At 70.2% G+C, this 13,178-nt stretch carries 9 protein-coding genes; all 9 read right to left on the bottom strand.

Features of this window, described 5'->3' with window-relative positions; genetic code table 11:
• Positions 1-36: 36 nt before the first annotated feature.
• The 9 genes from ABTX24_RS28920 to ABTX24_RS28880 all read right to left on the bottom strand — a co-directional run bounded on the left by ABTX24_RS28920 (position 37) and on the right by ABTX24_RS28880 (position 13,026).
• Positions 37-1,002 (bottom strand): hypothetical protein, encoded by a 966-nt coding sequence (locus ABTX24_RS28920; protein WP_350844584.1) that lies wholly within the window; start codon positions 1,000-1,002, stop codon positions 37-39.
• 170 nt (positions 1,003-1,172) lie between these two features.
• Complete coding sequence (locus tag ABTX24_RS28915) at positions 1,173-2,366, bottom strand: glycosyltransferase (protein ID WP_350844582.1); 1,194 nt, start codon at positions 2,364-2,366, stop codon at positions 1,173-1,175.
• Positions 2,359-3,468, bottom strand: coding sequence for a DegT/DnrJ/EryC1/StrS family aminotransferase (locus ABTX24_RS28910; RefSeq protein WP_350844580.1), 1,110 nt, complete (start codon positions 3,466-3,468; stop codon positions 2,359-2,361). The genes ABTX24_RS28915 and ABTX24_RS28910 overlap by 8 nt, the downstream gene beginning before the upstream one ends.
• Complete coding sequence (locus tag ABTX24_RS28905) at positions 3,465-4,118, bottom strand: LbetaH domain-containing protein (protein WP_160025071.1); 654 nt, start codon at positions 4,116-4,118, stop codon at positions 3,465-3,467. The genes ABTX24_RS28910 and ABTX24_RS28905 overlap by 4 nt, the downstream gene beginning before the upstream one ends.
• The gene (locus ABTX24_RS28900; protein WP_350844578.1) at positions 4,115-5,248 is read right to left on the bottom strand and encodes a DegT/DnrJ/EryC1/StrS family aminotransferase; all 1,134 of its coding nucleotides are present in this window, start codon (positions 5,246-5,248) and stop codon (positions 4,115-4,117) included. The genes ABTX24_RS28905 and ABTX24_RS28900 overlap by 4 nt, the downstream gene beginning before the upstream one ends.
• Positions 5,245-6,261, bottom strand: coding sequence for an NAD-dependent epimerase/dehydratase family protein (locus ABTX24_RS28895; RefSeq protein ID WP_350844576.1), 1,017 nt, complete (start codon positions 6,259-6,261; stop codon positions 5,245-5,247). The genes ABTX24_RS28900 and ABTX24_RS28895 overlap by 4 nt, the downstream gene beginning before the upstream one ends.
• Positions 6,258-7,328 carry a Gfo/Idh/MocA family protein gene (locus tag ABTX24_RS28890; RefSeq protein WP_350844574.1) on the bottom strand — a complete coding sequence of 357 codons (1,071 nt, stop codon included), beginning with the start codon at positions 7,326-7,328 and terminating at the stop codon, positions 6,258-6,260. The genes ABTX24_RS28895 and ABTX24_RS28890 overlap by 4 nt, the downstream gene beginning before the upstream one ends.
• An 81-nt stretch (positions 7,329-7,409) precedes the next feature.
• Positions 7,410-12,164 (bottom strand): DUF4082 domain-containing protein, encoded by a 4,755-nt coding sequence (locus ABTX24_RS28885; RefSeq protein ID WP_160025074.1) that lies wholly within the window; start codon positions 12,162-12,164, stop codon positions 7,410-7,412.
• A gap of 19 nt (positions 12,165-12,183) precedes the next feature.
• A complete protein-coding gene (locus ABTX24_RS28880) occupies positions 12,184-13,026 on the bottom strand; it encodes a glycosyltransferase family 2 protein (protein ID WP_350844572.1) in 843 nt (280 codons plus the stop codon).
• Positions 13,027-13,178: the final 152 nt, after the last annotated feature.

Raw genomic sequence — 13,178 nt, 5'->3', positions numbered from 1 at the left:
GGAGGCTGCCCGCAGCTCAGTGCGGCGGCGGAGACCTCAGGCGCTCCTCCGCACCTGGGCGGTCATGGCGGACTCCAGGAAAGCGCGGATCCGAGCCGCCAGGCGTACGGGATCCTGCAGGTCGGCCCACGAGATCCGCATGCAGCGCCACCCTGTCGCCTCGGCGATCCGCTCTTGGCGGCGCTTCTCCCGGAGAACCACGTCAGTCGCTGTCTCCCCGATCCGATAAGGCCGCTCGTACTTGACCTTGCCGTCGATCTCGAACCAAACGCCGAACTCCGGAAGCGCGAAGTCGAGTCGCCGAGTCTTCCCCTCGGAGTCCGTCACCTCGTACTGCGGGATCGGCATCGGCAGGCTCTGCAGCCACGCGACTCCGACGAACAATGACTCGGCGAGCGACTCGATGCGTGGGTCCGCAAGTCGCAGCACGACCTGTGTTGACAGCGAGTTCGGCCAATGGTCCATCGAGAGCTCATAGCGTGCCTTGACGCGCTCGAGGGTCGTGATCTTCCGATGCAGGAGATCGTTGACGACGCCGAGAGCCGCGACCATCGGAGCCACGGTGGTCACCTCCACGGCCGTTCGCTCCGGCGAGGTCAGCAGAAGGCCGTTCTCCGTCACGACATCCGCTTCGAGCAGCTTCCCGCTGTGTTGACGTACGCCGGCTTCGCGCCGGCCGGTGCGATGGTCCGAACGACTCAGATGCACCTCTTCGAGATCCAGACCCCACAGCGGTCCATCACGGAAGGGAACGGCCGAGACGTGTGACAGGACCACATCGGTCTTCGACTGCCGGTACGCCGCACGGCAGCGGACCGCGTACCGATCCTGCTCCGAAAGCCCCTCCCAGAGACTCCCATCCACGTAGGCGCCGCGCCGCGGCCTCGCGAGCGCACCCGTACGTAATGCCTGCGCCAGAGATCTGTCGCTGTGCCCGTTGTCGAGCAGCTCCTTGCGAAGGGCGATCGGAGTGAGCCGAGAATCGTCGAATGAGAGTGTCATGCTCTGCATCCTGCCGACGGCCACCGACATTTTCAGTCGCCCATGTTTCCGCCCATTGCCCTGCGCACGGCTGAAGTGGGCGGACTTCTCTGGCATTTCCTGCACTTCTCTGGCATTGCATTGCCTGAGAAGTGCAGGGATACCCGGTTAACCGGGTATCCCTGCACCCCTCACCCCACGAAGAACGGCCGGTTGCGCGGCCGGCTCCACAGCGGGGCGAGAGCAGCCGGGTCGGCGCCGAGGAGGAGCCAGAGGCCGGTGTCGCGGGCGAGGCCGACGACGTAGGGGCCGGTCGCGGTGGCGGCGAGGGGGGCGATCTCCTCGGGCCGCAGGCCGGAGACCAGGAGCAGCTCGGAGGGGGCGGTCGCGGCGACAGCGGCGACGACGCCGGGCCAGCGGAGGGTGGCGGCGGAGAAGGCGATGCCGTTGCGCTCCAGACCCTCGGCCTCGCCGACGGTGCCGTCGCGGGTGGGGTCGACGACGCGGATCGAGGAGCTGCCGGCGAGCCGGGCGACGTCGTCGACGAGCAGCCGGATGTCGGCGAGCACCACCTGACGCCCACGAGCATGGCCACGATCCTGCGGGACGCCGCGCAGCGAGCGGCTCACCCGACGGGCGCGGACGGACTCGCCCCAGAAGGTCCGCGCACCGCGGGCGCGCCGGACCGGCCAGGACGTGGCCCCGGCACCGTGCTCACCACCGACGATCCCGCACGTCGTCCGGACGGGCACCAGGCTCGCGTAGGTGTGGCCGACGCTGCGATGCGCGACGTCGAGGCGGGCGAGGTTGGTGGTCATGCTGTTGTGGGTCAGCGGGATGTCGACGGCGGCGGCGCGACGGCCGGAGGCGCGCATGCGGAGGCAGTACTCCACGGCGTACGCGTGCCAGGCGAGGTCGGGCGACTCCGAGAGCGGCTCGCGCAGCACCTGTGAGCGGGTGACCATGAAGAGCACCTCGTCGAGGGAGTCGACGTCGACCGGGACCGAGGTGGAGCGGCCGAGCGGGACGACCCGGTCGCGCACCGCACCCACGACCTCGCCGCGGTGGTCGACCCCGACCGCCCCCAGGACCCCCAGCGAGGGGTCGGCGAGGAGCGTCGCGGCGGCGGCCTCCAGCGCGGGCAGCGAGTGCAGATAGACGTCCTGGTGGACAAAGACGACGACCTCGTTGCGTGCCATCCGGGCGCCGTGGTTGAGCGCCGCGCCGGCGCTCGCGAACGCACCCGAGACGTTGTCGACGGGGATCACCTCGGTCTGCCGCGATGCTCCCGGAGCGGCTTTGATCGAGGCCGCCAGGCAGGACTCCAGCACCGCCGGGTCGTTGTAGACACAGACGATCGAGACCGGTGTACGCACCTCACCCATGCCTCACCGCCGCGATGAGCACGTCGGCGACGTACTCCTGCTGCTCCGGGCTCAGGTGCGGGAACATCGGCAGCGACAGGATCTCGCCCGCCGCCCGCTCCGCGACCGGGAAGGAGCCCTCGCCGAACCCCAGCGAGGCGTACGCCGCAGTCAGATGCACCGGGAACGGATAGTGGATCCCGGTGCCGATCCCGGCCTCCAGCAGCGCGGCCAGCACCCGGTCACGGTCACCGACCCGGACGACATAGAGATGCCAGACGTCGAGGTTGCCCGGCGCCGACTCGGGCACCCGGAGCCCAGGAACGCCGGAGAGAAGACGGTGGTAGCGGTCGGCGGCCTGTCGGCGCAGCTCGTTCCACTTCTCCAGACGGGCCAGCTTCGCGGCGAGCACGACGGCCTGGATCGTGTCGAGGCGGGAGTTCATCCCGACGACCTCGTGGACGTACTTGGTCTCCGAGCCGTGCGCCGCGAGCAGCCGGACCATCCGTGCGATCTCCGGGTCGGAGGTCGTCACCGCTCCGGCGTCGCCGGCCGCGCCGAGGTTCTTGCCGGGGTAGAAGCTGGTCGCCGCGACGATGGCGAGCGAGCCGCTCGGCCGGCCGTGGCGACGGGCGCCCTGCGACTGCGCGGCATCCTCGATCACCGGGATCCCGGCGGCCTCCGCGAGCGGGAGCAGCTGCTCCACGAACGCGGTCTGTCCGAACAGATGCACCGGCACGATCGCCTGCGTACGCGACGTGAGCGCCCGCTCCACCGCGACGGGGTCGATCAGCAGATGCGACTCGTCGACGTCGACGGGCACCGGTACGGCCCCGATCCGGCTGGCCGCCTCGGCGGTCGCGACGAAGGTGTTGGCGGGCACGATCACCTCGCCACCGGGCCGCACCCCGACGGCTCGCATCGCGAGCTCGAGCGCGTCGGTCCCGTTGCCGACGCCGACGCAGTGGCCTGCTCCGACGTAGGCCGCATACTCCTTCTCGAAGGCGGTGACCTCCGGTCCTCCCACGAATGCAGTTCGCGAGAAGACGTGGTCCAGCCCGAGGCGTACCTCGTCCTCGATCTCCGACTGCTGCGACCCGAGGTCGACGAACGGCACCTTCACCAGATCAGCTCCTGACGTGAATTGAGACGGCGGGCGGGCACTCCGGCCCAGGTCTCCCCGGCGGGCAGGTCGTGGAGCAGGACCGCTCCCATGCCGAGGACGGAGTCGGCTCCGACGGTGGTGCGCTGACGCACCGAGGAGCTCATCCCGAGGTAGGCGGCCTCACCGATCACGACCTCGCCGCCGAGGGTCACCCCGGCGCAGATGGTCGCGTAGTCGCCGACGATGTCGTCGTGGGTGAGGACCGCGTTGGGCATCGCGACGACATGGCGCCCGACGCGTACGCCGGCTGTCAGCACGACTCCGGCGAGCAGCACGGTCCCGGCACCGAGCTCGCAGCCGGCCGGCACCGACGCGGTGGGATGGACGATGGTCGCGTAGCGCTCCGGCGCCACCCCGTAGCCGATCAGCCGGTTGTAGAGGCGTCGGCGCGTCGACCCGGCCCCGGCGCAGATGACCAGGTCGTCACCGCAGTCGGTGGCGACCTCGATCGGCCCGATGACCTTGACCCCGCCGGTTCCGTCGACCGAGCCGATCATCTGGCCCCAGCGCTCGCGGTCGTCGTCGACGGCGACGATCTCGTCGTACTCCGCCGCTGCCGCGACCTCCCCGGCGAGCCCGCTGGCCGCGACGAGAACCAGCGTGGTCATCGACGCCCTCCCCCCTGCCGGAGTACGTCGATGACCCGCGCCTGCTCCGAGTCCGAGATCTGGTGGAAGAGCGGCAGGATGAGCGTGTTGTCGGTGAGGTGCTCGGTGGCCGGGAGGCTGAGGGACGGCGAGGCGTACGCAGGCTGCCGGTGCGACGCCATGATCCCGCGTCGCGCCGAGATCCCGGCCTCGGCCAGGGCGCTCAGCAGCCCCTCCCGGTCCAGCCCGTAGGGGTACCCCACCTCGATCCAGAACGACTGGAAGTTGCTGGTCCCCCAGGCCGGGTCGGCGACGGCGCGCAGCCCGCCGATCTCGGCGACCGACTTCGCGTAGACCGCGGCCAGCTCGCGGCGCCGGGCGACGACCTCGGGCAGCCGGTCGAGCTGAACCAGGCCGACAGCGGCCTGCAGGTCCGTCATCCGGAAGTTGAAGCCGACCTCGTCGTAGGACTCCGGTGGCGAGACCAGGCTGGCGTGCCGGTCGGCGGCGGAGACGCTCATCGCGTGCTCGCGCAGCCGGCGCGCTCGCTCGGCCAGGTCAGCGCGCGAGGTGGTGAGCATCCCGCCCTCGCCTGTGGTGAGGATCTTGCGGGGGTGGAAGGACCAGGCGGCGATCTCCGCTCCCGCGCCCACGGGACGACCTCGGTAGGTCGACCCGGCGCCGCAGGCGGCGTCCTCGACGACCATGATGTCGAGCGGGTCGCAGACCTCCCGGATCGCGTCCAGGTCGACCGGCACCCCGCCCTGGTCGACCACGATCACCGCGGTGGTCCGCGGCGTGAGGGCCTCCCGGACCGTCTCGGCGGTGAGGTTCCCGGTGACCGGCGAGACGTCGGCGAAGACCGGCCGGGCACCGACGTACACCGCCGCGTTGGCGGTCGCGATGAACGAGAAGGACGGGACGACCACGTCGTCACCGGGGCTCACCCCCGCCACGACCAGCGCCAGATGGAGCGCCGTGGTGCAGCTCGAGGTGGCGACCGCGTGCGCGGCCTGCTGCGAGGAGGCGAAGCGGCGCTCGAACTCGGCCACACGCGGCCCCTGGGCGACCCAGCCGGAGCGGAGCACCTCGGCGACCGCCTCGACCTCCTCCTCGCCCAGCCAGGGCTGCATGACGTTGATCCGGTTCACGACACGCCACCCTGGAGAGCCCGCCCGGCGGCGATCTCGGAGCGCAGCGGCGCCCACCACTCGACGAGCCGGCGCAGCCCCTCCTCGAGCCCGATCGTCGGGGACCAGCCCAGGTCCTCGCGGGCCGCGGAGATGGAGGCGAGCCGTCGGGTGACCCCGTTGACCGCTCGCTCCGGACCGTGCTCGACGCCGAGCGGCGAGTCCATCGCCCGCAGCAGCGCCTCGGCCAGCTCCAGCAGCGAGGTCTCGGTGCCGGAGGCGATGTTGTAGACGCCCTCCTTCACGTCCGAGGCGGCCGCCAGGATGTTGGCGCGGGCGATGTCGGGGACGCAGACGAAGTCCATCGTCTGGCGCCCGTCGCCGAAGATCAGCGGCGGCTTGCCGTCGGCGATCCGCTCCATCCACCGCACCAGCACCTCGGTGTAGGCGCCGTGGACGTCCATCCGGGGTCCGTAGACGTTGAAGTAGCGCAGCCCGACGTAGTCGAGCCCGTGCATCGCCCGGAAGGACCGCACCAGCCCCTCGTTGTAGGACTTCGCGGCCCCGTAGAGGGTGTCGTTGTTGTTGTGGTGGTGCCCCTCCGGCGTCGGGAACTCCTCGGCGAGCCCGAAGACCGAGGCCGAGGAGGCGTAGATCAGCTTGTCCACCCGTGCCTGCACGGCGGCCTCGACCACGTTGAAGGTGCCGTCGACGAGCACCTCGTTGGCCAGCCGAGGCTCCTCGGCACACAGCGTGATCCGGATGGCGGCCTGGTGGAAGACGAGGTCCTTGCCGGCGGTGAGGTCGCCGACCAGGTCCCGGTCGCGGATGTCGCCCTCCACGAGCCGCACCCGACCGGTGGCGAGGGCGTCGTCGAGGTTGGCCTTGCGTCCCCGGATCAGGCTGTCGAGCACGTCGACGTGCGCGACCCCGGCGTCGAGGAGCTGGTCCACGATGGTGGAGGCGATCGTGCCCGCACCTCCGGTGACCAGGACGTTCGCACCGTTCAGTTTCGTGAGGTCGGGAGAGGTCATCGGATCAGCTCCAGGGTCGGGGTCTCGGCGGCCACCTCGACGAGGGCGCCACGGGCTCGGAGGCTGGTCTGGGCCGCCTCCAGGACGGAGAGGACACGGAGCCCGGCGGCTCCGTCGGTACGCGGCGTACGGCCCTGCCGGATCGCCTCGGCGAACTCGCCGACCATCCGGGAGAGCGCCTCGTACTCGGGCAGCGCGGGCGCCCAGGTGTCGCCCAGCCGGTAGGAGATCGTCGCGGCGGCGCGGTCGGCGATGTCCACGCTCTGCTGGACCAGGTCGACGCCGCGGTCGAAGACGCTGAGCCGCTGTTGCGGGTTGAGGTCGTCCCAGACCAACGTACGCCGGCTCCCGCCGATCACCATCTGCCTGATCTTGGTGGGGCTGAGCCAGTTGACGTGGACGTGGGCCATCGCCCCGCCCTCCAGCGGCAGGGTCAGGTAGCCGACGCAGGACTTGCCCGCCCGGAGCGGGTCGGCGCCGTGCGCGGCGACCCCGGTGGGGCGCAGCCCGCCGGGCAGGATGAAGTCGAGGATGGAGAGGTCGTGCGGAGCCAGGTCCCAGAAGACGTCGACGTCGGGCTGCACCAGCCCGAGGTTGATCCGCACCGAGTCGACGAACAGGATCTCGCCGAGCGACCCGTCCTCGATCAGCTCGCGGATCTTCTGCACGACCGGCGTGTAGCAGTAGGTGTGGTCGGCCATCAGCACGAGATCGTTGGCGCGCGCGGCCTCGACCATGCTCCGCCCGGACTCCACGTCGTCGGCCAGCGGCTTCTCGACGAGCACGTGCTTCCCGGCCCGCAGCGCCCGCTCGACCAGCTGCCGATGCGTGCCCGCGGGCGTCGCGATCGCGATCGCGTCCACGTCCTCGCGCGCGAGGACCTCGTCGAGGTCGGTCGTGGCCAGCACATCCGTGCCGCCGCCGATCACCTCCTGGGCCCGCGCGAGTTCCAGGTCGACCACCGCGACCAGCGTCCAGTCGCGTGCGTTCCGGAAGTTGCGGACCAGGTTGGGCCCCCAGTAACCGGCCCCGACCACTGCCACGCCGAGCGGATCCACATCAGTCATGTCGCCCATGAAATCGGCGCGGGCGAGGCTCCGAAGAGCCTCGCCCCACCTATCCCTTCAATTAGGGACCGTTCAGCCGGCCTACGGCGACGCCGGGCGGAACCTCACGTCCACGAAGTAGTTCGTGGAGTTCCAGGATCGGTTCGGGAGCCCCCCTCCGGACCCGTACCGATACCTGCCGTTGGCTCCGCCCGGAGCCGTCAGCGGGCCGACCGTCCGAGACTGGGTGAGGGCGGCGGGCGTCGAGGCGTAGCGCCCGTTGGGCGCGTAGTAGGACACGACGTACGTCGCCCCCGGCGTGAGCGCGACCGGTGTCGGCAACGTGGCCGTCTGCCATCCGGTCGCGGTCTCGTTGGTGAAGGTCACCTGGGCGATCCGGGTGCCTGCCGAGTTCCACAGCGAGCCGGTGTGGGTGCCGGTGTTGCCGGTGCCCTTGTAGAACCGGATCGCGGTCACCGAGCCGGCCACCGACGTCCTGAAGGCCGTGCCGAGCTCGATCGGCATGATGTCGAGTGTCGAGGTGTTCTGCGGCGTCACACCGGTGAACAGCGACACCTCGGTCACGGCGGCCGGGACAGTCGTGAACGACCACGTCTGCGTGGGCAGGTTCGCCCCTTCGGTCGAGACCACCCCCGAGACCGTCACCGACACCGTCGCCCCGGACGGCAGCGCCGCCGACGGGGTGAAGCGCAGCGTACGTCCGTCGCTGCTCAGCGCCGCTGAACCCGCCACCGAGGACCCGTTGGCCGTGACCGACATGTTCCAGCCGCTCGCGATCCCTGTCGAGAACGTGATCGACGGGGTCACCGAGGTCGCCACCTCGGTCGTGCCCGGTTCCGGAGCTCGCTCGGTGACCGAGATGGTCGGGCCCGCCCGCTCGAAGACGACGTCGGCGAAGTAGTTCGTCGACCCGAACGAGTACTGCGGGAACCCGCCCGCGGCACCGTAGAGATAGCGACCGTTGTTGCCCGCCGGAGCGGTCAGGTCACCCGAGGAGTAGGCGGTCGCGAAGAACTGCGACGTGGTCGCATAGTGCCCCTGCGGAGCCAGGTAGGAGACGATGTACGACACCCCTGCCTGCACCTCGACCGGACTGGACAAGGTGGCCTGCTGCCAGCCGGACGCGGTCTCCCCGGTGAAGGTCACCTGGGCGAGGCGCTGACCGGCCATGTTCCACAGCGACCCGACGTGCGTGCCGCCGTTGCCGGCTCCCTTGTAGAACCGGATCGCCGTCACCCGCCCGTCTCGGGTGGGACTGAACACCGTCCCGACCTCGACCGGAGAGCTGTCGTCCTGGGCCTCGACCGCGGGCACCACGTCACCGAAGAGCGTCTGGCTCGATGGTGTCTCCGCCGATCTGGTCCGGAACGTCCAGGTCTGCGTGGGCAGACTCGCCCCCTCGGTCGAGGTGACCCCGCTGAGCGTGACCGTCACGTCCGCGGATGCGGGCAGCGAGGAGGTCGGGTCGAAGGTGAGCGTCGTCCCGGAGTTGCTCAGCGTCGTCGTCCCCGGGATGGACTGGCCGCCCGAGGTCGCCGACATCGTGTAGCCCGAGCTGATCGCCGAGGAGAACGACGCCACGACGTTGCTCGAGCGCGGCACCTCGACCGCCCCGGGAACCGGGCTGCGCGAGGTCATCGCCAGCGTCGGCGCACCCTTCTCGAAGACGACGTCGACCATGTAGCTCGAGGGCGAGGTCGCCGCCGGGAAGCCGGTGCCATAGGCGTACGCCCCTGCCGTCGAGGTCACCCGCAACGGCGGCTTCGACAGGTCGGCCGAGGCGAAGGCGTTCGGGGTGGCCGAGTAGTAGCCGTTGGTGCGGTAGGAGGCGATGTAGTCGGTGTTCGCCTGGATCTGCACCGGCTCGGCGAACGTCAGCGTCTGCCAGCCGCTGGTCGTCTCGCCGGTGAAGGTGCCCTGGGCGAGCACCGCCCCGTTGGCCGACCACAGGGTGCCGGTGTGCGGGGCGGCGTTGTTGACGCCCTTGTAGAACTTGACCCCGGTGACGGTGCCGGCCACGTCGGCGCGGAACCTGACGCCCAGCGTCAACTGCGCGTTCTCCGGGTCCTGGAGGACCGTCGGTGTGACGTCCTCGTCATAGATCGAGCACGGGCAGACCCCTGCCGTGGCCGGCGGTTTGGCCGTACGGAACGACCACGTCTTCCCGGTTGAGACCGCCGTCCCACCGCTGTCCTGCCCCGAGAGCGTGGCGGTGTAGGTGACGAACCCGGCGAGGTTGGCCGACGGGGTGAAGGTCACCGTCCTGGTCGTCGAGTCATAGGCCGTCGACCCGGCCACCACGTTGCCGAGGGAGTCGGTCAGCCGCAGCCCGACCGACGAGGCGACGACCGGCTTGGTGAACCGGGCGCTCACCGTCGTGTTGCGCGGGACCGAGGAGGAGTCGGCCAGCGGCCACTGGTTGGTGGCGGTCAGCGGCGAGTTGTCCGTGGTCGTGAACAGCACGTCCACGAAGTAGTTGGGGTTCTGGTAAGAGCTCGCCGGGAACTGCCCGGCATTCGCGTAGACCCCCGCCGGAGCGGCGCCGTAGCCACCCTCGACCTCGAACGGGTACGCCTCGAACCCCTGCGCCGCGAACGCCCAGGGCGCCACGGCGTAGTGCCCGGCTGGAGCCGTGTAGGAGACGGTGTACCTCGCCCCCGCGGCGACCGCGACCGGCTGGCTGAACGTCGCCGACTGCCAGCCGCCGCTCGACTCGTTGGTGAAGGTGACCTGGGCCAGCCGCTCGCCGCTGCTGCTCCACAGGGAGCCCACGTGGGTGCCGGTGTTGCCGGCACCCTTGAAGAAGCGGACGCCCGCGACGTACCCGTCGGCCTGAGGGGTGAAGCGCAGGCCGAGCTCGGCGGCACCGCCGTCGTTGGCCGACGGTGTCGCCGGGCTGGTGACGGCGTTCCACGTCGTCGGCACCTCCCGCTGCCCGAGGATGCTGCACGGGCAGGTCACGTTGAAGCTCCGGTTGACGGCGGTGCCGATGTTGGCACTGTCGTCGACGGCGCGGACCCGCACCGGGGTGCTGCCGACCCCGGGCTGGACGTACGTCACCGACCAGGCGGTCGTCCCCGTGGCCGGGTGCCACGAGGTCCCGTCGTCGAGGGAGTACTCGACTCCGGCGACCACGCCGCCGCCCGTGTCGGTTGCGGTGCCGGTGAGCGTCACCTTGGTGCCGTTGGGCTGTGTCGAGCCGGCAGCCGGCGACGTGATGGCGACCGACGGACCGGTCGTGTCGGTGGTCTTGGTCGCCGCGACCAGGCCGCTCATCAGCGTCGTCGGCTGGGCGTCCATGTCGGCCAGCAGGTTCACCTGCGCCTGCTGCATCCGGCGGTCGGCGGTCTCGTCGTGGTACGGGTTGTCGTGCTCGGAGTCGAGGCCCCAGGTCCACTGCACCGATCCCGCGCCGAAGACGAGCGCGCCGCTGGCGGCACGGTAGAGCGTGAGTGCGTGGGTCGTGGTGCCGTCGCCCGTGGTCCGGCCGAAGTCGGTCATGTACTGGTTGTCGATGAACCCGGTGGTCTCCGACATCCTGATCAGGCCGGGTGGTCGGAACCCGTTGTCCTGGTCCTCGTCGGACTCATAGCCGACCGTGTGTGGCGCCAGCTCGGTCTGGTCGGCGGTCATCGAGGACAGCCCGGTGTTGCGCCACAGCCGCAGCCCGCCCTGGGACTTCTTCACCGTCACCGGCAGGTCGGTCAGGTTGGACATGAAGATGGTGCCGGTCAGGGAGTTCTCCGGCTTCCCGCCGCCCAGGCTCTTGGGGGTGTAGCGCGGGTCGCGCCAGGTGCCGGTCGACTCCGGCGCCGGGTCGAGCTTGGCCTGCGCCCAGGACTCCTTATAGGTGACCAGGGTCCGGTAGGGCGTGTTGGTGCCGTCCTTCGAGGCCTCGTAGCGGGTCCGCCAGTAGACCTCGTTGCCGCTGAGGAACTGCAGGTTCACGCCCGCGTCCCGGGCGGCCTCGACGTTGGCCCGCTGCTGCCCGCTCCAGTATTCGTCGTGCCCGACGCTGAGGAAGGTCTCGTGGTTGGTGAGCAGCCCGCCGTGACGGTCGGTGTCGATGCCCGAGATGTAGCTGACGTCGTAGCCGTTGCGCTCGAGGAACCGCACCAGCGGGTACTCGTTGGCGAAGAAGAAGTCGTGGGACGTCCCGCCGGAGCGGGTCGAGAACGGTCGGTTGTAGCTGAGCTTGTAGGCCCGGCCGTTCCCGCCGCCGGTGTAGAAGCTGGACCCGCCGTAGTTGTTGTAGGCCTGCCAGGTGGTGTCCGAGGTCTGGAAGACCACGTCGGAGTGACTGTCGTCGTCGCGGACGATGAAGGTGATGTGGCTCGACTCGTTGGTGTCGGCGCGATCCAGCTTGGCGACATAGACGCCCGAGACCGCGGTCGCCGGCACGTTCCAGGAGGCCGAGACCGCCCAGTTGCCGCAGTCGGTGATCTCGGTGGCGGTGTCGCGATAGCAGTTCGGCTGGTTCTGCGGCAGGCTCGCCGACGGAGTCACCGAGGTGATCCGACGGGCGCCGTCACCGCCGTAGTAGCCCATCCGGTAGATCGTGACCGTGTACGCCGAGGCATCGGTGTCGACCTTGAAGTCGATCCGGTTGCCCACGTCGACACTGATGTCGGTCGCGAACCCTTGGATCGAGCTGTCACCGGCGCCGGTGATGCCCCATTCGCTCGAGGGACTTCCTGGTTTGCTGTTCTCGCAGGCGATCGCATTGCCCTCAGGGCCACACGGGTCAGCACTGGCGCTCGTGGCGGTGACGAGCGAGATGACAGGGGTGACAAGAACAACTCCGAGCAACGCGGCCAGTCCCGTTCGCAGCTTCACAGTCGTGCTCCTTCTCGGATCAGGCTCGCGAGCTCTCGTCGCGTAACCAGGTGGTGTAGTCGCCGGTCCGGACCGCTCTGCGGGAGAGCAGCCGGGCGACGAGGGTGACTGTCATGAAGACCGGAACCCGAAGTCCGATCGCAGGCTGACGCAGCCCGAGCTTGAGGAGATCCGAGAACGAGGTGGATCCGTGCCGCGCCCCGTGGGCGTCGGCTTGAGCGTTGCCGGTCGCGACGCGGATCCTGCGTCTGACCAGGTCTTTCACCGTACGCGGCGGCCGCACGACCACGGTCGCGTCGGTGACCACACGGCGCTCGGCGGGGGTGAACAGCTCCGAGGCGACCAGGTCGTCGTTCATCAGGATCGCCCCCGCACCGGTGGTGCCGGCGACCCGGGCCTGGCCCTCGGCGGTGAGGCAGAAGGCCCCGCGGCCGAACAAGCCGGTACGTACGGCGGGGAGGGCCTGCCACACGCGGTAATAGGCACGGACCGGCCAGGAGGAGTGCTCGGTCGGGATGCTCCGCCCGGGCGCGACGGCCAGCACCCCGTCCTCGTCGAGCGCGTCGACCAGCCGGAGCAGGTCGTCGCCGGTGAGGCGTACGTCGGCATCGAGGTGAAGCCGCGGATAGGTCGTGGCCGAGGCGTTGCCGACCTCGACCGCGCGCGCCTTGGAGGCCTCGGCGATCTCCAGGACGCGTACGCCCGGGACCTTCCGAGCCACCGCGGCGGTGTCGTCGGTGCAGCCGTTGCACACGACCACCACCTCGACGGCACCCTCGGGGATGCCGTCGAGCAGGGCCGTCAGGTTCTCCGACAGCCCCTTGGCCTCGTTGTGCGCCGGCACCACGACGCTCGCGATCACGACCCGCCCCTGCCGGTCGAGCCGCCGGAGCCGCTAGGCGGAGGCGTGTCGAGACCAACACGGTCCTTATCGAGCGCTGCATGGTGCCGTCGTCGTTGACCAGCTCGACCAGTGCACCGGCGGCTTCCAGACCGGCCAGCCGGGTCAGGTCC

Origin of the sequence: Nocardioides sp. NPDC127514 (assembly GCF_040302125.1) — a bacterium.
In the GTDB taxonomy this organism is placed as follows: Bacteria; Actinomycetota; Actinomycetes; order Propionibacteriales; family Nocardioidaceae; genus Nocardioides.
Note: the sequence above shows the minus strand (reverse complement) of the source record. Positions and strands in the feature narration are given on the sequence as shown.